The organism is Aquidulcibacter paucihalophilus (genome assembly GCF_002105465.1).
Lineage (GTDB): Bacteria > Pseudomonadota > Alphaproteobacteria > Caulobacterales > Aquidulcibacteraceae > Aquidulcibacter > Aquidulcibacter paucihalophilus.
The window spans coordinates 1-20,420 of sequence record NZ_NCSQ01000174.1 but is presented as its reverse complement, the minus strand read 5'-3'; the positions used below and the strand labels follow the sequence as shown (position 1 = coordinate 20,420).

The 20,420-nt window shown below is 58.5% G+C and carries 18 protein-coding genes; 4 read left to right on the top strand and 14 right to left on the bottom strand.

All coding sequences use genetic code 11. From position 1 onward, the window contains the following. Positions 1 to 62: 62 nt before the first annotated feature. The 10 genes from B7364_RS16660 to B7364_RS16615 form a co-directional block, all read right to left on the bottom strand. Positions 63 to 2,504 carry an FtsK/SpoIIIE family DNA translocase gene (locus tag B7364_RS16660; protein ID WP_085341182.1) on the bottom strand — a complete coding sequence of 814 codons (2,442 nt, stop codon included), beginning with the start codon at positions 2,502 to 2,504 and terminating at the stop codon, positions 63 to 65. 128 nt (positions 2,505 to 2,632) lie between these two features. Further along, positions 2,633 to 2,926 carry a 4a-hydroxytetrahydrobiopterin dehydratase gene (locus B7364_RS16655; RefSeq protein WP_085341181.1) on the bottom strand — a complete coding sequence of 98 codons (294 nt, stop codon included), beginning with the start codon at positions 2,924 to 2,926 and terminating at the stop codon, positions 2,633 to 2,635. Positions 2,927 to 2,989: 63 nt separating this feature from the next. Further along, complete coding sequence (ftsH, locus tag B7364_RS16650) at positions 2,990 to 4,909, bottom strand: ATP-dependent zinc metalloprotease FtsH (protein WP_085341180.1); 1,920 nt, start codon at positions 4,907 to 4,909, stop codon at positions 2,990 to 2,992. An 89-nt stretch (positions 4,910 to 4,998) separates the two neighbouring features. Beyond that, positions 4,999 to 6,180 carry a tRNA lysidine(34) synthetase TilS gene (gene tilS / locus B7364_RS16645; protein WP_085341179.1) on the bottom strand — a complete coding sequence of 394 codons (1,182 nt, stop codon included), beginning with the start codon at positions 6,178 to 6,180 and terminating at the stop codon, positions 4,999 to 5,001. Then, positions 6,165 to 7,037, bottom strand: a complete 873-nt coding sequence (locus B7364_RS16640; RefSeq protein ID WP_085341178.1) for a tol-pal system YbgF family protein — start codon at positions 7,035 to 7,037, stop codon at positions 6,165 to 6,167. The genes tilS and B7364_RS16640 overlap by 16 nt, the downstream gene beginning before the upstream one ends. 2 nt (positions 7,038 to 7,039) lie before the next feature. Next, the gene (locus B7364_RS16635; protein ID WP_232780941.1) at positions 7,040 to 7,684 is read right to left on the bottom strand and encodes a peptidoglycan-associated lipoprotein; all 645 of its coding nucleotides are present in this window, start codon (positions 7,682 to 7,684) and stop codon (positions 7,040 to 7,042) included. 60 nt (positions 7,685 to 7,744) lie between these two features. Continuing rightward, the gene (gene tolB / locus B7364_RS16630; RefSeq protein WP_085341177.1) at positions 7,745 to 9,067 is read right to left on the bottom strand and encodes a Tol-Pal system beta propeller repeat protein TolB; all 1,323 of its coding nucleotides are present in this window, start codon (positions 9,065 to 9,067) and stop codon (positions 7,745 to 7,747) included. 75 nt (positions 9,068 to 9,142) lie between these two features. After that, a complete protein-coding gene (locus tag B7364_RS16625) occupies positions 9,143 to 10,072 on the bottom strand; it encodes a TonB C-terminal domain-containing protein (RefSeq protein ID WP_085341176.1) in 930 nt (309 codons plus the stop codon). 16 nt (positions 10,073 to 10,088) lie between these two features. Then, the gene (locus B7364_RS16620; protein WP_085341175.1) at positions 10,089 to 10,529 is read right to left on the bottom strand and encodes an ExbD/TolR family protein; all 441 of its coding nucleotides are present in this window, start codon (positions 10,527 to 10,529) and stop codon (positions 10,089 to 10,091) included. Position 10,530: 1 nt separating this feature from the next. Further along, a complete protein-coding gene (locus tag B7364_RS16615) occupies positions 10,531 to 11,223 on the bottom strand; it encodes a MotA/TolQ/ExbB proton channel family protein (RefSeq protein WP_085341174.1) in 693 nt (230 codons plus the stop codon). A 388-nt stretch (positions 11,224 to 11,611) separates the two neighbouring features. Between B7364_RS16615 and rpmB the strand changes: the two genes are divergently transcribed. Together rpmB and prfA are read left to right on the top strand one after the other, a co-directional pair. After that, a complete protein-coding gene (rpmB, locus tag B7364_RS16610) occupies positions 11,612 to 11,908 on the top strand; it encodes a 50S ribosomal protein L28 (RefSeq protein WP_085341173.1) in 297 nt (98 codons plus the stop codon). 171 nt (positions 11,909 to 12,079) lie between these two features. Beyond that, entirely contained in the window at positions 12,080 to 13,153 is a 1,074-nt protein-coding gene (prfA, locus tag B7364_RS16605) for a peptide chain release factor 1 (RefSeq protein ID WP_085341172.1), read from the top strand. Here prfA and B7364_RS16600 read toward each other — a convergent pair. Both B7364_RS16600 and B7364_RS16595 read right to left on the bottom strand, forming a co-directional pair. Further along, positions 13,150 to 13,818 (bottom strand): redoxin domain-containing protein, encoded by a 669-nt coding sequence (locus B7364_RS16600; protein WP_085341171.1) that lies wholly within the window; start codon positions 13,816 to 13,818, stop codon positions 13,150 to 13,152. The two genes, prfA and B7364_RS16600, sit on opposite strands and share 4 nt — an antisense overlap. 11 nt (positions 13,819 to 13,829) lie before the next feature. Beyond that, positions 13,830 to 15,932, bottom strand: a complete 2,103-nt coding sequence (locus tag B7364_RS16595; RefSeq protein WP_085341170.1) for a protein-disulfide reductase DsbD family protein — start codon at positions 15,930 to 15,932, stop codon at positions 13,830 to 13,832. Positions 15,933 to 16,118: 186 nt separating this feature from the next. Here B7364_RS16595 and B7364_RS16590 point away from each other — a divergent pair, with 186 nt between their 5' ends. Beyond that, positions 16,119 to 16,580 (top strand): MaoC family dehydratase, encoded by a 462-nt coding sequence (locus tag B7364_RS16590; protein WP_085341169.1) that lies wholly within the window; start codon positions 16,119 to 16,121, stop codon positions 16,578 to 16,580. On the opposite strand, the gene dnaJ is transcribed toward B7364_RS16590, so the two are convergent. Both dnaJ and dnaK read right to left on the bottom strand, forming a co-directional pair. Continuing rightward, positions 16,581 to 17,723, bottom strand: coding sequence for a molecular chaperone DnaJ (gene dnaJ, locus B7364_RS16585; protein WP_085341168.1), 1,143 nt, complete (start codon positions 17,721 to 17,723; stop codon positions 16,581 to 16,583). Between the two features lie 179 nt (positions 17,724 to 17,902). Next, the gene (gene dnaK / locus B7364_RS16580; protein WP_085341167.1) at positions 17,903 to 19,801 is read right to left on the bottom strand and encodes a molecular chaperone DnaK; all 1,899 of its coding nucleotides are present in this window, start codon (positions 19,799 to 19,801) and stop codon (positions 17,903 to 17,905) included. Between the two features lie 158 nt (positions 19,802 to 19,959). On the opposite strand from dnaK, the gene B7364_RS16575 reads away from it, so the two are divergent. Further along, positions 19,960 to 20,420: alpha-ketoglutarate-dependent dioxygenase AlkB (locus B7364_RS16575; RefSeq protein WP_106407673.1), on the top strand; the 461-nt coding region annotated here is incomplete at its 3' end.

The following is a 20,420-nucleotide window of genomic DNA, read 5'->3' as shown; positions in this document are numbered from 1 at the left end:
TCCGATACGGCGATTTTGCGGCCAAGTGGAAGACGTGACTGCGGCTGGGATGGGCCCAAGCTTCACCCATGATCCGGCAACAAGATTTCGCGTTTGCCGGCATGGTTGGGTGGGCTGATCATGCCTTCTTGCTCCATGCGCTCAATCAAGCTGGCCGCGCGATTATAGCCCAAGGATAGGCGACGCTGGAGGTAAGAGGTTGAGGCTTTGCGGTCGCGCGCGACAATAGCAACCGCGCGGTCAAACAAATCATTGCCAGAGCCTGCCATGCCATCGAGATCAGCCCCATCAGCATAGGGATTGTCGTCGTCCGCATCGGCGGTGATTTCGTCGAAATATTCCGGTGCGCCTTGTGCCTTCAAGCTGGCGACGATTTCTTCCACTTCCTTGTCGGCGACAAAGGGGCCATGCAAGCGGCGCATTTTTCCACCTTGCGCCATATAGAGCAGGTCGCCTTGGCCCAAGAGTTGTTCGGCACCCTGTTCGCCCAGAATGGTGCGGCTGTCGATTTTCGAGGTCACCGAATAAGAGATACGGGTCGGGAAATTGGCTTTGATTGTGCCGGTGATCACATCGACTGAGGGGCGCTGGGTTGCCATGATCAGATGGATGCCAGCGGCCCGCGCCATTTGTGCTAAGCGCTGCACAGCGCCTTCAATATCCTTGCCAGCGACCAACATCAGATCGGCCATTTCGTCGATCACCACGACGATATAGGGCATATGTTCAAGCTCAAAGGTCTCGGTCTCATAGATTGGCTTGCCGGTTTCCCGGTCCCAGCCGGTCTGCATGGTGCGCGAGAAGGTTTCATTCTTGGCTTGGGCTTCGGCCGCGCGCTGGTTATAGCCACCGATGTTGCGCACCCCGATCTTGCTCATTTTGCGATAGCGATCTTCCATCTCGCGCACCGCCCATTTGAGTGCGGCAACAGCCTTTTTCGGATCGGTCACAACCGGGGCGAGCAGATGGGGAATGCCGTCATAGACCGACAATTCCAGCATTTTGGGGTCGATCATGATGAAGCGGCACTGCTGGGGCGTCATCTTATAGAGAAGCGACAGGATCATCGCATTGATGCCCACCGACTTACCAGAGCCGGTGGTCCCTGCGATCAATAAGTGTGGCATGCGGGCCAGATCTGCGACCGAGGGCTCCCCACCAATGGTTTCGCCCAAAGCCAGTGGCAATTCTTGGCGACCGCTTTCATAATCTTGGGTCGACAACAGGTCGCGCAGATAGACGGTTTCGCGCCGGGCATTTGGTAGTTCGATCCCGATCGCATTGCGTCCAGGGACCACCGCGATCCGGCAAGCTTGTACCGACATCGAGCGCGCCACATCATCCGCCAAACCAATCACGCGGGCTGATTTGACGCCAGCGGCAGGTTCCAGCTCATAGAGGGTAACAACCGGGCCCGGGCGGACGTTGAGGATTTCGCCCTTAACGCCAAAATCGCTCAAGACGGTCATCAACAGGCGGGCATTTTGCTTCAAGCCCGCTTCATCATGATGGGCTACACGTGGCTTTGGCTTGGCCAATAGGTCGAGGCGCGGCAATTGAAAGTCTGGCCCTGCCGGATACATGGGCAGAACCCCCTGGGCCTCGCGGCCTGCACGTTCGGACTGGCGGGGGGCTTTGGGCCGCTCAATGGGAATATCGCCAGCGAGATAGCCAGGGGCTTCATAGCTGGTGGTGTGAACCTCGGGCTCCCGCCAGACATCGCGCGCGACACCGGCTTTCGCGTCTGTTGGGGCAAAGCGGGCGGCGATGGAGGCCACATCATGGGGGTCGATGTCACGTGTTGCCACAGGGCGCTCAGACTTCTTGCGCGCGCTGCTGGTGCTTTTGCGGGCCGGAGCCTTGGTACCGCCAAAGCGCGCCGTCACATCATCGGCGGCGACCCGCAGGCTGGCCCAGCCATAGGTCGCCGCATCAATCGCGGCATCCAGGTCGCTGCGCTTTAATTGCATCGCTACTGCCCCGCATGCCAGCGCCATCGCAAACGCGATGACCGCACCAAAGCCTTCCCCACTTTGGGCCCCGGCGAAGGGCAGGGCAAGGACGTGCAAGACGGCGTCACCAATCAAGCCGCCCAGCCCGGTTCGCATTGGCCAAGAAGGGGCATGGGGCAGGCCCGAAACGGCGGCCGCAAACATCACAACACCAAGGGTCGCCAACCAAGCCCGTAGGCGCAAGCGGGGAACTCCACCTGGTCCATGCAGCAGAGCAAGGAAGCAAAAGCCGATCAAGGCCAAGAGGGCCGGGATGATACCAATACCCAGGATTTGCAGTACAAAGTCGGCCAAAGCCGCGCCAGGCTCACCCAACCAATTGCTGACTTTCTCGCCGCCCGCCACATTCCAACTGGGATCTTGGGCATTGAAGGTCAGGGTTGCAAGGCTGATGGCCGATCCTGCTACAATGCCAGCACCCAACAGCCCGTCACGTGTGACGCGCTGCCGCCATTGCAAACCATCCATCTTTGACCGTGTGCGCGCACCCATGTCACAATCCCATAAGCCAATAGCAAAGGGCCCGAAGGGGCCCCATTGTCCTAAGGGATAGAAAGGGTTTGCGTGGTTATCACCGAGTTAAATTAACTCTTTTTTTCTGAAATTAGGGGCCGTGAGTCTCAGTTCGCCGCGCAAGCATCCATAAAGCTGGCCAATTCCAGGTCCAAATTCGTGATCCCATCGGCATCATGGGTCGCCAGAAGGACATGGACCTTCGCATAGACATTGAACCATTCGGGATGATGGTCCATCTGCTCGGCCTTGAGAGCCACGCGCGTCATCCATCCAAAAGCCTGTTTGAAATCGGCAAAATGATAGGTTTTTTCGAGTGCGGCACGCCCCGCAACCTCTTGCCAGCCTGAAAGGGAAGCGACGGCTTCTGCCGGGGTAAATTTCGTCAAATCGCGTGCCATGTCGTCCTCATCGAGCTGCCACCTACAAAAAACCCCTCCCAATTTGGGAGGGGTTTGTTGGGGTTAGGCCGGGGAAGGTTCAGGACCGGTGGAGGTTGTCCCGCCACTCTTCTTGCCAATGGTTGGCAAAGCCGAAGAAGGCCCGGCCGGTGGCCGTGTGACGGCGTCATCACGCTTGATTGAGCCACCTTCGAGCAAGATCTTGATCTCCTCGCCCGACAGGGTTTCATATTCCAACAAGCCTTGCGCCAAGATTTCCAAATCGGCCCGGCGCTCTGTCAGAATGCGGGTTGCTTCGGCATTGCCCCACTCGACCAAGCGGCGAACCTCTTTGTCGATGGTTTGGGCGGTCGCTTCCGACACATTCTGGGTGCGCGAGACTGAATGGCCCAAGAAGACTTCCTCTTGGTTCTCCCCATAGGCAACCGTGCCCAATTCGTCGGAGAAGCCCCAACGTGTAACCATGGCGCGCGCCAAGCGGGTGGCTTGCTCGATGTCTGACGAGGCACCAGACGTGATGGCGTCTTTCCCGAAAACCAATTCCTCGGCCACACGACCACCCATCATCACGGCCAAGCGGCTCATCATTTGGCGGTAGCTGAAGGACAATTTGTCCCGCTCGGGCAATTGCATCACCATGCCCAAGGCGCGGCCACGTGGAATGATGGTGGCCTTATGGACAGGGTCGGTATGGGGAACGGTCAAAGCCACCAAAGCATGCCCGCCTTCATGATAGGCCGTCAGGCTCTTTTCTTCGGTCGTCATCGCCATGGTTTTGCGCTCAACACCCATCAGGATTTTATCCTTGGCGTCTTCGAACTCTTGCATGGTGACCAAGCGGCGGCCACGACGGGCAGCCAACAGGGCCGCTTCATTGACGAGATTCATCAGGTCCGCACCCGAGAAGCCAGGGCAACCGCGGGCGATGGTCTTGGCATCCACATCAGACGCCAGTGGCACATTGCGCATATGGACTTTCAGAACCTTCTCGCGGCCCGAGATATCGGGCAGACCGACGGTGACTTGACGGTCAAAGCGGCCGGGACGCAGCAACGCTGGGTCCAACACGTCAGGGCGGTTGGTTGCAGCGATGATGATGATGCCTTCATTGGCTTCAAAACCGTCCATCTCGACCAGAAGCTGGTTCAAAGTCTGCTCTCGCTCGTCATTGCCGCCGCCAAGACCGGCACCGCGATGGCGGCCGACCGCGTCGATTTCGTCAATGAAGATGATGCAAGGCGCATTCTTCTTGGCTTGCTCAAACATATCGCGCACGCGGCTTGCGCCGACGCCCACAAACATTTCCACAAAGTCAGAGCCTGAGATGGTAAAGAAGGGCACATTGGCTTCGCCCGCAACCGCACGCGCGGTCAAGGTCTTACCCGTGCCAGGCGGGCCAACCAGCAGCGCACCTTTGGGGATTTTGCCGCCCAAGCGCTGAAACTTGGAAGGATCCTTCAAGAAGTCCACGACTTCTTGCAATTCCTCGCGCGCTTCATCAATGCCTGCGACATCGTCAAAGGTCACTTTGTTTTTGTTTTCGGTCAGAAGCTTTGCCTTGGACTTACCAAAGCCCATAGCCCCGCCTTTGCCGCCACCGCCTGACATTTGGCGCATCAGGAAGAACCAAAGGCCGACCATGATGAGTAAGGGCAATAAGTTCGCGATCAGCGCGCTCAAGAATGGCGTGCGTGGCACAGATTCGGCGCGAATTTCGACATTGGCCTTCTCAAGGCGTGCGACAAAATCCGTCGCTTGAGCGGGAACCATGGCAACGAAAGGCCTATCATCCTGCAGACGACCACGGGCTTGGTCGCCAACAATGGTGACTTCCTTCACCCGCCCATTGTCCACTTCGTCCAACAGGGCAGAATAGGCCATCGTCGTCATGGAGGCAGAAGGGGAAGGGCGGTTCATTAAGGTGAACACTGTCACCAGTGCCAAGGCCAAAAATCCCCATATTGCAAGATCGCGCAGCTTCATCGTTATCTCTTTCTGAAATCACCGCCCCGGTGGGGGATGATCAACTACCCAGCACCTCATGTCAGGGCGGGTGAGTCTAACATAGTCGTTCAATCCAATGATGTAAGCCCGTCTTCTGCGCGAATCCAATTTAATTGGGTTACAAATTCGTGTGGTTGGCGTGAAACGGCAAAAAGACGCGCCCATAGGCTCTGGGATGAGAGGCCTTTGGCGGGGCTCTGGTCCCGCCGCACCGGGGCCAGTTTGGCCAGAAGATAGGCCCCTCGCTGTACAAACAAGACACCGCCCAAAGTTCGTGCACGCTGCGGATTAGCCGCAAGCGCGCTCCATAAACGCCTGAGTTTGTCGGCCTCTGGCGGGCGATCAACTGGGGTAAGGCTATAGATCAACCAGCCCAAGGCCCGTTCGGCCATCACGGCCTCTGCATCCCAAAAGCCTGCCGCGTCCACCTGCCAGCCTGTGGCGGAGTTAGACAAATTGCAGCGTGCAAGAAGCGCCCGGGTTGCTTGTTCTTGGAGCCTGCGCAGCGCGTCGGCCGTGGCCGCAAGGCGGATAATCCGGTCTAGATTGACCCCCTGGGCGGCCATAGCTTGCACCCGTTTCCGTGTCCGAATGCGGGCAAAATCAAGATTCTGATTGCTCTCATCTTCCAGCCAGTGTTGCCCGTTGCGGCTCAGCCACACGCGTAAATCAGCCCGTTTCAGCCCCAAAAGCGGCCTTGCGAGCAGGTTTGGGGCTTCAGGATCTGCGCCGGGGTTTATCGCCAGCTCTGTCATGCCAGCCAGCCCATCCAAACCGGTTTGCCGTGCAAGCCGCCAGCAAAGGGTCTCCACTTGGTCGTCCCACGTATGGCCAACCAAGATCACTTTTGCCCCGAGGCGGGCCGCAACTTGGGCAAGGGCCTGGTAGCGCGCGTGGCGCGCCCATTCTTGTAGACCGCCTGTGGCGGGCCTCTCGGCTAGCTGGACCACTTCACCTGTTAGGCCTAGCGCCTCAGCCCATTGGATGGCTTGGGCGGCGTCTGCCGCCGAACTGGGCCGCAATCCATGGTCAATCGAGACCGCATGCACAGCGCCGCCGCGGGCCTTCGCCCACGTGCCGGCAAAGTGGCATAAGGCCATGCTGTCGCCGCCGCCCGATAGGGCTATGAGGAAAGGGCCGCCGAAATCTTGGTGCCAGTCATCCAGCTTACGGAAGAGGGCGGGTAAGGCTTGGTCGATGGGGCAAGAGGCACCCGTTTCCACGCCTTTGGCCGCTAGGTGGTCGGGCATGGCGACCGCGCCACTTCGGCATCTGCCCGGGCCTTGAGTGTTGGGTCTGGACTTGGCGTGCGGCGTCTAAATTCCGCCAGCGCTTGGCAGCGCATTTTCGAATTGCCCAATTGACCAAAAGCGCCCGCCAACCGAACCAGCGATTCTGAGGCCCGTTGCCCCTGAGGTGCGGCATCTAAATAGCTTAAATAGGCTTCCGCTGCAGGTCCCCATGCCGACTGGACGAAGCGGGCTTCTCCCAAAAGCCAGCGGCCTTCAATGCCTTCGGGCGCGGTTGGAAATGTGCTGACCAGCGTGTTCAGATTGGTTTCTGCCGTCAGATAATCGCCGCGCTGTAATGCCAATTGGGCCGCGTTGAACAAGGCCTCGGCGCTGGGCGGTGGGGCAGGCTCTGCGGTCAGGGCTTGTGCTTCGGCTGGCACGGGGGCGCTGCTCTCAACCGTCGCAGGCTCTGCTTTCGCCAGCGCTGCGTTGGCGGCACGTTCGGCTTCGAGTTCCCGCACCAATTGGGCGTGGCTTTCGCGCTGCTTGGCCAATTCGGCTTCGAGAACTTCTATCCGGCCTGTCAATTCAGCGGCTTGGCGCTCAACCTGTTCCAGGCGGATGATCAAGCGCGCCGAGATGGGTTCGGCTGAAACAGGCGGGATCACGACCGGGGTCGGCCCGCTTGGCTTGGCCGCAGGAGGCGGGTTTGCACCGCGCGCCTGCGCCCAGACGGGTTCAGCCATCGCCATCACGCCCGCCCCAACCATCCAAAGGCTTAGGCATACCCCAGTCAACAAGCGGGGCTTTGCCGCATCGCGTGAGGGTTTTGCCAGGTGGCGCTTGATCGAAGGGGCGAGGTGAAATCTGGCCATGATTAATCCAGCAGGATCGTGTGCGCGTTCCGGTTGACGGCCCAGCCTTCTGGATTTGGACGATCATCAATCGGGCGTTCCTTGCCGTAAGAGACGGTTTCAATCCGGTCTGGGCTGATGCCAAGGCTGGTTAGAAAGTCGCGCGCTGCGCTGGCGCGGCGGGCACCCAAGGCCAAGTTATATTCGCGCGTGCCGCGCTCGTCGCAATTGCCAGCGATCAAAACGCGCTTGCCCGGATTGGCTCTGATCCAAGCAGCTTGGCGCGTCAGGATCGCGCGGGCCTCGTCTGTTAGATCAAAGCGGTCGGTCTCGAAAAAGACCCGCTCGCCTGCTTCGGCGATAGAGGCAAACGGAGACAGCGCCTCGCCCCCACGCATCGCATCTGATTGGCCAGCGTCAGGCGCAGGGGCAGCCGGAGCCAAGGGGGCTGAGGCTACACCGCTAGCGGCGGCAGGTGCGGTTGGCGCGACCGTTGGCGCTGCTTCAGCATTGGCGCTCGCCACGGGTGCGACCGTTTCTGGCACGATTGGCTGGGCCGGTTTCGTGCTGGCGCAGGCTACCAAAGCAATGCTGGAGACCAGCATGAAGGAGAGCGAACGAATCTTTGCACCGGAGACTTGCGGGATCAGGCTTTTCGAAGGGGTCATAACAGGCTCCAAGGATGAAGGATGGTCAAAGGCTAGGGTCGAAGGTGACAGGTGAAGCTACTAGGGAAGGATCGCAGACCAGCCCGGATCTGAACCGGGACCGGACCAAGGGGATTTTCGAAGATTGGTGCCAGAGACATCAACAGTCCATAGGCTGGGGGATTGGCCTGGACCACCTTCGCGTTGGAACATGATAACACGGCCATTGGGCGACCAAGTCGGCCCCTCAACCAAATAGGCCTCTGCCAAAATCTTCAAGTTGGAGCCATCGGCCGCCATCACGCCAATCTGGAATTGCCCCCCTAATTGGCGGGTAAAGGCAATCAAATCGCCCTTGGGTGACCAGACGGCGGTGGAGTAACGGCCTTCGCCAAAGGTTAAGCGGCGCACGCCCGACCCATCGGCATTCATGGCATAAATTTGCGTGCTGCCGCCGCGGTCCGAGGTAAACACAATCCGATCGCCATTGGGCGACATGTCGGGCGAGGTGTCGATCGCGGGATTGCGCGTCAATTGTGTTAGTTTGCCCGTGCGGAGACTTTTGATGAACACATCTACATCGCCATCGCGATCTGCACTGAAAATGATTGACTGGCCATCCGGGGTAAAGCGCGGCGCAAACGCCATATTGCCGGGAATGGCCACCGCTTCCTTGCGCCCGGTCTCAATATCGACGACCCAGATTTTGATGCCACGATCTGTCAAAGCCGAATAAACGATTTGTTGGCCTTGCGCATTGAAGCGCGGGTTCAGCACTTGCTCGGTACCATCGGTCAAATAGCTTGGGTTTGCCCCGTCTTGATCCATCACGGCCAATCGCTTGACCCGATTGGTGCGGCTACCGCTTTCAGCAACAAAAACGACGCGGCTATCAAAATAGCCAACCTCTCCGGTCAGTCTCCGATAGATAGCATCTGAGACCTTATGGGCGATGCGGCGCCAATTCTCATCGGTTGTCGAAAACTCAAGGCCCAGCATCTGGCTTTCGCCATAAACGTCCCACAAGCGAAACTCCACACGCAGTCGGCCAGCGCTTGAATTGCCGCGGCCAATCACCAGCGCTTCGGTTTTGATGACACGCCAATCGGCAAAGCGCGGTGCCACATTCACATCCATATCGCGCTGCAAGAAGGAGTCTGGATTTTGCACTTGGAACAGGCCCGAGCGGGCCAAATTATCGCGGACCGCATTGGCGATGGAACTGCCATGGGGACCCGAAAAATCCGAGATGGCAATTGGCATGGGCCGCCGATGGCCCTCGGTCACGCTCACATTCAGTTGCGCGAAGGCCGGCGTCAGGCAGGCGAGGGCAAGCAAAATACCCGTTATCAGCCCACGGATTGCGCGGGTCAGGGGCGGGTAGGAGAGGGAGTGCGATATCATGACCGGTTTCTTGACCCTAGAAGATGAATATTTTGCGGCAAGGAAAGACAATTTTTCGTTATGGACAGCTTTCGGTTAAGGCCGATCAGACTTGCGGGGATCAAAGTCAAAATTGACCAAGCGCCATTGTTCATAGCGATTGGCAGGCAAGGAAAATGGCGCGCATTGCCGGACAGCGCGCAGCGCATCTTCAATCGCCAGCAAAAGCTTGTTGTCCGCACCTGCCTTACTGGATGGGCGGATGAGTTTTGGATCTCGGGCTAGCGACCCATCGGGCTTGAGCTCGATTTGCAGGGTGACCACTAAGCGGGGCGAATTTTCAGCCGGTAAGCGCCAACATTCATAAATTTGCGCCCGAAGTGCGGATTCAAGATCGCCTGCCAGCAGCGTGCCGCCCCCGGCGCGACCTTGCTTGGCAGATTGGCCTGCTGCGGCAAGTTTGGGCGCTCTGCGCCCACCTGAATCAGCCCCACTGGCAGCGGCACTGGCGGCGGCAAAGTCAAAGGCTGGTTCGGGTCTCGCCGGTGCGGTGGTCTTGGCTTTGCTTGGCAGGCTGGGCGCGGGTTGGTTTGGCGATGTTTTGGGCGTGCTCGCCTTGGTTGGTGCTGGCTGGGGTGTTGCTACTTTTTGGGCAGGCTTGGGTGGCGGCGCCTTTTGCGCAGGCTGTGATGCCGGCGCCGCTGGCGGGGTAGGGGTTTCTTGAGGTGTAGGTTCTGGGGTGGGTGCCGTATCCGATACGGGTGCTTCTGCAACCGTCAACGGGCTGTTTTCTTCGCCGGTTCGCACCGTTTCTGCCGCGGTTTCTGGACCAATGGCGCTGGGTGTATCGGCGACAATAGCAACCGGAATAACGTCTTCGGGCGTGAAGGCGGGCGGGTTCTGCCACACGACCAGACCCAGCGCGATAATGCCCGCATGCACAAGGGCTGACACAGCAACGCCCGGCCCAAGGGAACCAGGTTCCTGCCACTTCAGACTGGCATAAGAGGGGTCACTGGCGCGCATGCGCTCGGGGCCTATCCTATTGCTCGACCGTGTCGGTCACCAAGCCTAGATTGCGATAGCCCGCAGAATTCACCCGAGCCATAACTTGCATCACAATCCCATACGGGGCTTTCTCAGCAGCGCGAATAAAGATTCTGCGATCATAGCCTTCACCGGCCAGAGCCGTCAGACGCGGCAATAATTGGTCATAGGCCACCACTTCATTCTGCAAATAGACCTGGCCATTGGCGAGGATCGTGACCGTCAGCGGCTCTTGCTCGGTCGGCAAGCTTTTGGCTTCTGTTTTGGGCAGATCAACCGGCACACCCACCGTCAACAAAGGCGCTGCCACCATGAAGATGATCAACAACACCAACATCACGTCCACAAAGGGCGTCACGTTGATGTCGCCCATAAAGCGTCGACCCCGTCGGCCACGCCGCCCGCCTCCGCGTCGTGCTCCTAATCCGGCCGCCATCTTAGTTCGGGTCCTGCAAGCGGCGGGAAACCCGCGCGATCACATCATCGCTCAGCGCGTCCAGACGGGTGGCAAAGCGGTCTAAGCTGCCTGCCAGCCAATTGTAGAAAATCACCGCTGGGATTGCGGCCAAAAGGCCAAGTGCCGTGGCAAACAAGGCTTCTGCAATACCAGGCGCGACCACGGCCAAATTGGTGTCGCGCGATTGGGCGATGCCACGGAAGGCATTCATAATGCCCCAAACGGTACCAAATAGTCCGATGAAGGGGGCTGAGGACCCAATCGTCGCCAGGATCGCAAGGCCGCGTTCAGCACGCGCCATTTCCCGTGCGGTGGCTGCTTGCATCACCCGTTCCATGCGCTCAATCGCCCGGCCTAAGCCAACTTCGGTTTGGTTGGGAATGCGGCGCGCAAGGCGGGCTTCAGCCATGCCCACAGCAACCACCCGGGCCATGGCATCACCTGGCTTGGCGCTATCCTCAATGGCATCAATCCCGCGACCTTCAGCCAAGGCAGCTTCAACAACGCGGGCTCCGGCTTCCAGCTTGCGGATTTGCAACCATTTATCGATCGCGACTGCCCATGACCAGACCGAAGCCAAAGCCAAGCCAATCATGACGGACTTTACGATCCAATCGGCTTTGAGGAACAAATCGAGGAAGGAAAAGCTTGTTACTGTTGCTACCGCGTCCATACACGCCTCACTAATGGGTTCATGGGTCAGCTCTGCTCGCGCGAACAGAAGTTAGGAACGAGACTATTAGAATCGACACCTAGAAAAGGAATACGGCTTCAGTGCGGCGATAAAGTTAATATCTGATGAGAAAGCGGCAAAAAGCGGTTGGGTGAAGCCAGTTGGCACAGCCGCCACGCTCCACATCGGTTTGGCAGTTTGAAACCGCCCTTTGTCTTGACTTTATTCTCACAAACCCGTATCCGCGCCCCTCTTCTGGCTAGTCTGTCCCGTTCCCGGCCCACGATGATGATGTGGGCTGTAGGGTCAAGGCAAGGCAGAAATCACGAATTCGCCGATGAGCACTCTTCTTCGAGGGTGACAAGGCTTTAACAAGAGAGAAATCGCCATGTCGCGCCGTTGCGAATTGACTGGAACCGGACCAATGGTTGGCCACATCGTCAGCCACTCCAACATTAAGACCAAGCGTCGCTATTTGCCAAACCTGCAAGACGTCACCTTGGCGTCGGACGCTTTGGGTCGCGCGTTCAAATTGCGCATCACCATGGCAGCCCTGCGCTCCGTGGATCACAATGGTGGCCTTGATGGCTATATTGTGAAGATCGACGAGACCAAGATGTCGGACCGCGCACGCAAGATCCGTCGCGACATCAAGGCAAAGCTGGCTGAGCAAGCGGCTGCCTAATTCTGGTTTTGGGCCGTGGTCGTCCACAACCCAAGCCCAACAGGCTTAAAAGCGCGACCTTTCGGGGTCGCGTTTTTCGTTTGAGCCACGCTGCGCGACAGACTTCTGTGCCGCGCTTGTGTGTCCATCCCTCGACCGACCCGCCCATGTCATGCTAACCGCCGCGGTCTCATGCGCCTGACCCAAGATCGTCTCTTTCGTGTTCTCGACCGCTTTGACGAGATCGATGCCCGTTTGTCTGTTTGTTCAGACGGGGGCGAGATCATGCGTCTGTCTAAGGAGCGCTCTAGCCTTGCCCCAGTAGCAGACGCGATCCGCGCGCTTGAAAAGGCGCGCGCTGAGCGGGTGGAGTTGGAGCAAATGATCTTCGATCTGCCCAGCCACGATGAAATGGCGCAGATGGCCCAGGCCGAGCTCGAACTCCTGCGCGCATCCATCCCGACCATGGAGCAAGAGTTACAAATCTTGCTCTTACCCAAGGATGCCGACGACGAAGCCGATGTGATCTTGGAAGTGCGCGCCGGGACCGGTGGCGATGAAGCTGCTCTCTTCGCAGGTGATCTTTTTCGCATGTATCAGCGCTATGCCGCCACGCGCGGCTGGCGGGTTGAAGTGGAAAGCGTTTCAGACGGGGAAATGGGCGGCTATAAGGAAATCATCGCCTCAGTATCGGGCGAGGGGGCCTTTGGCCGTTTGAAGTTTGAGAGCGGTGTGCATCGGGTTCAGCGCGTCCCCGTTACCGAAGCAGGCGGGCGTATCCATACCTCTGCTGCCACCGTCGCCGTTCTACCGGCGCGTGAAGATGTGGAGATTGAAATCCACGAAAAAGACATTCGCATCGACACGTATCGTTCCTCCGGCGCGGGGGGGCAACACGTCAACAAGACGGATTCGGCGGTCCGCCTGACCCACATCCCCAGCGGGATCGTGGTGACCTCGTCGGAAAAGTCGCAGCACCAAAACCGCGCCAATGCGATGCGGACTTTGAAGGCCCGCCTCTATGAGCAACAGCGCGCGGCCCTTGCCGCCGAGCGTTCTGCCAGCCGCCAATCTCAAGTCGGCTCTGGCGATCGGTCTGAACGCATTCGCACCTATAATTTTCCGCAAGGCCGCGTCACCGATCACCGCATCAATCTGACGCTCTATAAGCTCGACACGTTGTTGGAAGGTAGCGGCCTAGACGAAATGATCGAGGCGCTCATCGCCGATGACACGGCCCGCCGCTTGGCAGAAGCCGACGACTAATTGCCCGCATATTTGATCGAACAGCCGTAAGCCGCCGTTGCGCGGATGGCGGGGGCTTGTTTGTTTTTGACCGCTGTGATCGCCTCGCGCACATAATTACGCGGCACAGCCCCTGCGGGCAGAACCGCGCGCGGTTGGTCGTCAATCGCCCCGGCATAGACAATATGGCCCGTCTCATCGATCACAAACATATGCGGGGTTGTCCCGGCACCAAAGGCGCGACCGACAACCCCGGTTGGGTCCAGCACTTTGGCGGTGGGTTTAGCGCCTTTTTCGGCGGTGAAATAATCGGCACCCCGCGCATCCTGATAGCCTTGCTTGCCTGGGGCGGAGGAAAAGATCGTCAACCACACAACGCCCTCTTTTAGGGCGGCGGCTTGAACTGCTTGCATCGACCCGCTGTTATAGTGCCGCGCGACATAGGGGCATTCAAAATTGGTCCATTCCAGAACGACAATTTTGCCGCGATAGGCGCTTAAGTTAAATTTGCGTCCACTGGTGTCCTGCATCGAAATGCTGGGGGCCATGGCACCGGGGACCGGCGGGACGCCCTTGGTTTTAGGATGGGAATTGGGCTCGGTCGGGGAAAACATACCGCCTGCGCGACTATCGACCAAAGTGAAGCTTGCCAAAGCCAGTGCGGCTGCTAGCCAAACAAATCTCATCGGCTTTCCTCCTAATTCAGGGCGGCTTTGACCATTTCTGCGTTCAAGAGCTGCGGTAGGATCTTGGGTTCGGCCACACCGGGCTTATAGACCAGATAAAGGGGTACACCCACACGCCCGTGGCTTGCCAGCGCTTGGGCAATCACATCATCGCGACTGGTCCAGTCGGCGACCAGATAGACGGCCTTCTCGCCATTGAGGGCTTCGCGCACGTCAGGATCGGCAAAGACCGTGACTTCATTGACCTTACAGGTCACGCACCAGTCAGCGGTGAAATTGACGAACACGGTCTTGCCCTCTTGTTGTAGGGCCTCGACGCGGGCAGGCGTCCAAGGCTCGCCACCCAAGCTTGTGGCAGCAGCATCGGCGGCTTTTGCAGGGGCTTGGGTGACATAGGCCCCGGCCCCAACAAGGCCTGAAATCAGGATCACGAGGGCAAGGGCTCGCCCCGCTTTGCCCTGCCAAGTCCGCCAAATCCATACCGCAAGGCCTGCAAACAAAACGCCACCCAGAGCTGCCAAAACCCCTGTTTGACCAACTTGGGCGCTACTGACCCAGATCAACCAAATAGCCGTGGCGAACATAGGGAAGGACAAGGCCTCGCGTAGGCGGCTCATCCACGGCCCGGGGCGGGGCAAAGCGCGCATGAGGCCCGGCATGAAGGTTAGCGCCACAAAGGGTGCGGCAAAGCCCACGCCCAAGGCTGCAAAAACGCTCAAGGCCCCAAGCGCGGGCTGGGTTGCGGCAAAGCCCAAGGCCACGCCCATGAAAGGCGCGGTACAGGGGGCGGCAACCACGACGGCCAAGACGCCGGTAAAGAAAGAGCCTGCATGCCCGCTTTTGCCCGCAAGGCCTGCGCCTGCGCCCTGTAGCGAGGTGCCAATTTCAAAAAAGCCCAACAGATTGAAGCCGATCAACACCATCAAGACCGCAAGGCCAACGATGATCGCAGGCGATTGCAGTTGAAAGCCCCAGCCAATGGCCATGCCGGCGGCTTTCAGGCCGATCAACAGACCGGCCAGCCCAAGGAAACAAGCCAGCACCCCAAACCCATACCATAAGCCGTGCGTACGGGCTTCGGCCTTGTCGCCGTGAGAAGCCTCCAGCAAGCCCAGGGCCTTCATGGAGAGGATCGGGAAAACGCACGGCATCAGGTTTAAGATCAATCCGCCCAAAAGGGCGAAGAAGAGCGCTTGCAAAAGGCCAATGTGCCTGCTGCCGTCTGCAGCCGTTCCCGCAACCGCCGCTATCGGGGCGGCAGCGATCAAATCGGCGCTGAGGCGATAGGCTTTGCCATCAGTGCCTTCGCCAATCACCAAGACACCCTCAAACGGGCCAACAAAGGGCTCTGGCAGTGACTTGGACTTTACCAGATTGAGACCAAAGCCATCCTTGCCGCGCACAAATTCTTGCGGTGCGGCAAAATCAACCAAGGCACCGATCTTCAGCTCGTAGGGGAAGAAATAGGCTTTACCCGCAGCAGGTACACCTGTGACCACCAATTGCAGGCCGCCCGCGCCGAGATCAGTCAGATGCGCCTTTCCCGGCAAGGGCTTAGGCAGGCCGGAGAGGGCAGATTGGATGGCCGACGCATCGCCACCATCGCGCTTTTTGGCTTCCACGGGCAAGGTGAGCGCCACGCTGCCTTCGCCTGGAATACAGACGTCTGCGCATTCAAGCCACGTGGCATCGACCTTCAGCGACAGGCTGGTGCCCGGCTTGGCCGAAGCGGGAATTTGCACTTCAACCGGCAGAACAACCGAATTGGAAAAGCCATAATTGACGAGTGGGCCAAAGGGGATGGCGGTGGGGGCTGGCCATTTGATCTCGCCCGCCTTCACCCCGTCCGGCAAAGTCCAGGTCAGATACGTTGGCTCTCCAGAATCGCCCGGATTGCGCCAATAGGTATGCCAGTCGCGCGCGATCTTTTGCCGAATGGCCAGGTGGAAGACATCACCGGGCTGAACTGCCGCCCGCTCGCTGATCAGCGTGATCTCAACATTTTGCGAGCTGGCGCTGACACCAATCGGCGTAGAGACCGCAGCAGGCACTTGCGCATGTGCCAAGCTAACCCAACAGAGCAAGAGCCAGAGTGCCAAGAGGGCGCGTTTCATACAGACAGTCCTTTTCCAGCCTTACTTAGCGTCCTTCGAACTTCTGGCCAATGGCGCGGGTCTGGGTCGCGCAGAAAAACACTGTGATGATGGAAACTAGGGCTGGAAAATCCGTGCGAAATAACCCACCGTCATGGCTTCGGATGAAAACCCTTTTGGGCGGCCGAAAACAGAAAGGACTTCTGCGTGAGCATTTTGCCGAGACAACCAGGATGGTGGTTTGAAGATATCATTGTCGGGCGGACCTATGATTTCGGTGCAGCTTTGGTAAGCGCAGAGGATATAGCCCTGTTTCACGAGCGCTTTGCCCCCAATCTGCCGTTAAAGGCCAGCGAGAAGGGCCGCGAAGGGGCAGGGCCGCGCGCAGCGGAAAGCCATATCTACGCCCTGTGGCGGCGTATGCTGTGGGAAGAAACCCGCGAATGGCCGGTGCTGCAGCGCTTGGGCCAAGACGCCTTGCGCTATTATAAAGCGGTTTATGCCGGGGAAGAATTATCGGTGCGCCTGACCTTTCTGGCGACCGAAGATCGCAATGACCGCGAAGGCGTGCTGACCGCCAGCCACGAAGTGCAAGATCAAGATGGCCTCTTGGTGATGAGCGTCATGACCCGCACCCTCATGGCCAAACGACCGCCGAAGGCTGGCTAATCACTCCGTCCCGGTCACTTTATCCCAAAAGCCCTTGGCTTTATCGAAAAAGCCTGTGTGCTCTGGATGGCTCTTTTCGCCGCATTGGCCGGCAAATTCGCGCAATAATTCCTTTTGTCGGGCAGTTAAGTTGCGCGGGGTTTCGACGAAGAGTTCGACATGCATGTCGCCACGCAGGGCTGATTTCAGTGTTGTCATGCCATGATGGCGCAGGCGGATGCGCCGCCCGGTTTGGCTGCCTTCCGGGATATCCAGTTCGGCCTTGCCGCCATCAATTGTGGGGACTTCGATCTTGCCGCCTAAAGCCGCAGTCGTCATGGTGACGGGGATGCGGCAATAAAGGCTTGGGCCGTCGCGCTCAAACAAGTCATGCTTCTTGACCGACAAGAACACATAAAGGTCGCCGCGCGGGCCACCGCGGGCACCCAATTCGCCTTCACCGGTCAGGCGGACGCGCGTGCCATCTTCAACCCCAGCCGGGATGGCGACCGACAGGGTGCGTTCCACTTGCTTGGTGCCATGGCCGTGGCAGGATTTGCAGGGCTTTTTGATGATGGTGCCACGGCCATGACAGGTCGGGCAGGTCCGCTGCATCATGAAGAAGCCCTGTTGGGCGCGAACTTGGCCCGTGCCGCTACAGGTTGGGCACACTTCGGGGCGGGTACCAGGCTCTGCGCCAGAACCATCGCAGACATCGCAGACCTGATTGGTCGGGATGGTCAGCTCGGCGTCCTTGCCGCGGAAAGCTTCCTCTAGCGTGATTTCAAAGTCATAGCGCAAGTCTGCACCGCGCGCCGGGCCTGCGCGTTGTTGGGTGCGTCGACCGCCAAAGACTTCGCCAAAAATGTCGCCAAAGACAGATTCAAAAATGTCGCCAGCATCGCCTTGGAAGCCGCCGCCACCGCCACCGCCCATGCCGCCATTGAGGCCCGCCTTGCCATAGCGATCATAGACTGCGCGCTTTTGCGGATCAGACAGGGCTGCATAAGCCTCGTTAATGTCTTTGAATTTTGCCTCAGCCTCGGCATTGCCGGGGTTTTTGTCGGGGTGCCATTGCATGGCCTTCTTGCGGTAGGCGCTTTTCAGCGCCGCCTCGTCCGCATCACGGGCTACGCCCAGAAGATCATAATAATCGTCGCTCATAGGATCCCCGAATAAGAGCAGGTTTAATGGCTAGAAACGCTCTGTGCCGCTGGACGTGTCTCAGCAAACACCTGGGGCTTGGCTTGAGGGAGGGAGAGGCGGTGCGTCCGTCAACCAAGGCCCGAAGCTTACCCCCTTGCGCACGAACCTCGTGGCCCATGCGCAAGGGGGTATTTCGATTACTTCTTGTCGTCGGTGACGTCTTCGAAGTCTGCGTCGACAACGCCGTCATCGCCGGCATCTTTTTTCGCATCGGCTTCGGCCGCATTGGCTTGTTGCTCGGCATACATGGCTTCGCCAATCTTCATGGCAGCCTGCATCAAAGCTTGGGTCTTGGCCTGGATGTCTTCGACATCTTCACCCAAAGCTGCTTCTTTCGTAGCGGCAACGGCGGCTTCAATGGCTTCGCGATCGGCGACTTCCAGCTTGGTGCCGAATTCGCTCAATTGCTTTTCAACCATATGGATTGAGCTTTCCGCGCCATTCTTGGCTTCCACCAAATCGCGCTTCTTCTTGTCAGCTTCGGCATTGGCTTCGGCGTCCTTGATCATCTTTTCGATGTCAGCGTCGGACAGGCCGCCATTGGCCTGAATGCGGATCGACTGCTCTTTATTGGTTGCTTTGTCCTTGGCCGAGACCGAGACAATGCCGTTGGCGTCAATGTCGAAGGTCACTTCAATCTGTGGCACGCCGCTAGGTGCGGGTGGGATGCCGACGAGGTCGAACTGGCCGAGCGACTTATTGTCGGCTGCCATGTCGCGTTCACCTTGGAACACGCGGATGGTCACGGCGGACTGATTGTCATCAGCGGTCGAGAACACTTGGCTCTTCTTGGTTGGAATGGTGGTGTTGCGCTCGATCAGGCGGGTGAAGATGCCGCCCTTGGTTTCGATGCCCAAAGACAGGGGCGTGACGTCCAGCAGCAGCACGTCTTTGACGTCGCCTTGCAGCACGCCTGCTTGGATCGCTGCACCCAAAGCCACCACTTCGTCAGGGTTCACACCCTTGTGTGGCTCTTTGCCGAAGAATTGCTTCACGGCTTCTTGCACTTTTGGCATGCGGGTCATGCCGCCGACGAGGACGACTTCGTCAATATCGGCCGCCGTCAGGCCCGCATCTTTCAACGCAGCTTTGCAAGGATCAATTGTGCGCGAAACCAGATCATCGACCAAAGCTTCCAGCTTCGAGCGGGTCAGCTTCAGATTGAGGTGAAGCGGGCCGGTCGCGTCCATCGTGATGAAGGGCAGGTTCACTTCATATTGCGCGGTGGTCGACAGCTCTTTCTTGGCCTTTTCAGCCTCTTCCTTCAGACGTTGCAGCGCCAATTTATCATTGCGCAAATCAACGCCTTTTTCCTTTTTGAACTCGTCGGCCAGATAGTCGACGATGCGCATGTCAAAGTCTTCCCCGCCGAGGAAAGTATCGCCATTGGTGGAGCGCACTTCAAACACGCCGTCGCCGATTTCCAAGACGGACACGTCGAACGTACCACCGCCCAAGTCATAGACAGCGATGGTGCGGTTACCACCCTTGTCCATGCCGTAAGCCAAAGCCGCAGCCGTTGGCTCGTTGATGATGCGCAGCACTTCCAGACCGGCAATCTTACCGGCATCCTTCGTGGCTTGGCGCTGGGCGTCGTTGAAATAGGCAGGCACGGTGATGACGGCCTGGGTCACGGTTTCGCCCAAATAGGCTTCTGCCGTTTCCTTCATCTTGGTCAGGATCATGGCCGAGATTTCAGAAGGGCTGTAATCCTTGTCGCGACCGGTCACATAAGCGTCGCCGCTGGGGCCCTTGGTGATTTTGTAGGGAACCAGATTGATGTCCTTCTTGACCATCGGATCGTCAAACGTGCGGCCGACAAGGCGCTTGATGGCGAAGAAGGTTTGTTCTGGGTTGGTGACAGCTTGACGGCGAGCCGGTTGGCCAATCAGGCGCTCTCCATCTGCAGCAAAGGCGACAACCGACGGTGTGGTGCGCGCACCTTCAGAGTTTTCAATCACTTTGGCTGATTTGCCGTCCATGATGGCTACGCAGGAATTGGTCGTCCCGAGGTCGATACCGATGACTTTGCTCATGTTCTTCTAGTCCCTTAAAAGCGGACACCGATCTTTTTGTCCCCCATGCGGAAGCCCAAAAGAACGGCTATAGTGTTTTGCCAGTAAAATGCCCGTGAGGGGCGCTGAGGCTCATATGGTGTCGCAGTCTGGGACCGCAAGGCTAGAAGGTGAAATGCGTGGGTAGCCAATTACATTCGGGTTTTGACTTCCTTCCCGCCTATCTGGATCGGGCCGAACAGGAGGCGCTGTTGGCGACCCTTCAGCCTTTGATAGAAGCCGCCCCATTCTTTCGCCCCACCATGCCCAAGACCGGTAAAACCTTCAGTGTTGAGATGACCAATCTGGGGTCGCTTGGCTGGGTATCGGACCGCGTGGGCGGCTATCGCTATCAGGCTACCCATCCGGTTACGGGGCTGCCTTGGCCGCAGATTCCCGACGTGCTGCTCACCCTATGGCGACAGGTCGCCAATTATCCGATCCTGCCAGAAGCCTGCTTGGTCAATCTGTATCGGACGGGTGCGAAAATGGGTCTGCACCTCGATGGCGATGAACGCGACCCTAAAGCGCCTGTGGTCTCGGTGTCCTTGGGGGATCAGGCCATCTGGACACCCGCAATAACTGTGATTTCGGCGACGCG

Excerpts from the sequence above, each read along its gene's own strand:
- B7364_RS16660 (WP_085341182.1), bottom strand. The coding sequence starts at position 2,504 with ATGGGTGCGCGCACACGGTCAAAGATGGATGGTTTGCAATGGCGGCAG.
- B7364_RS16655 (WP_085341181.1), bottom strand. The coding sequence starts at position 2,926 with ATGGCACGCGATTTGACGAAATTTACCCCGGCAGAAGCCGTCGCTTCC.
- ftsH (WP_085341180.1), bottom strand. The coding sequence starts at position 4,909 with ATGAAGCTGCGCGATCTTGCAATATGGGGATTTTTGGCCTTGGCACTG.
- tilS (WP_085341179.1), bottom strand. The coding sequence starts at position 6,180 with ATGCCCGACCACCTAGCGGCCAAAGGCGTGGAAACGGGTGCCTCTTGC.
- B7364_RS16640 (WP_085341178.1), bottom strand. The coding sequence starts at position 7,037 with ATGGCCAGATTTCACCTCGCCCCTTCGATCAAGCGCCACCTGGCAAAA.
- B7364_RS16635 (WP_232780941.1), bottom strand. The coding sequence starts at position 7,684 with ATGACCCCTTCGAAAAGCCTGATCCCGCAAGTCTCCGGTGCAAAGATT.
- tolB (WP_085341177.1), bottom strand. The coding sequence starts at position 9,067 with ATGATATCGCACTCCCTCTCCTACCCGCCCCTGACCCGCGCAATCCGT.
- B7364_RS16625 (WP_085341176.1), bottom strand. The coding sequence starts at position 10,072 with ATGCGCGCCAGTGACCCCTCTTATGCCAGTCTGAAGTGGCAGGAACCT.
- B7364_RS16620 (WP_085341175.1), bottom strand. The coding sequence starts at position 10,529 with ATGGCGGCCGGATTAGGAGCACGACGCGGAGGCGGGCGGCGTGGCCGA.
- B7364_RS16615 (WP_085341174.1), bottom strand. The coding sequence starts at position 11,223 with ATGGACGCGGTAGCAACAGTAACAAGCTTTTCCTTCCTCGATTTGTTC.
- rpmB (WP_085341173.1), top strand. The coding sequence starts at position 11,612 with ATGTCGCGCCGTTGCGAATTGACTGGAACCGGACCAATGGTTGGCCAC.
- prfA (WP_085341172.1), top strand. The coding sequence starts at position 12,080 with ATGCGCCTGACCCAAGATCGTCTCTTTCGTGTTCTCGACCGCTTTGAC.
- B7364_RS16600 (WP_085341171.1), bottom strand. The coding sequence starts at position 13,818 with ATGAGATTTGTTTGGCTAGCAGCCGCACTGGCTTTGGCAAGCTTCACT.
- B7364_RS16595 (WP_085341170.1), bottom strand. The coding sequence starts at position 15,932 with ATGAAACGCGCCCTCTTGGCACTCTGGCTCTTGCTCTGTTGGGTTAGC.
- dnaJ (WP_085341168.1), bottom strand. The coding sequence starts at position 17,723 with ATGAGCGACGATTATTATGATCTTCTGGGCGTAGCCCGTGATGCGGAC.
- dnaK (WP_085341167.1), bottom strand. The coding sequence starts at position 19,801 with ATGAGCAAAGTCATCGGTATCGACCTCGGGACGACCAATTCCTGCGTA.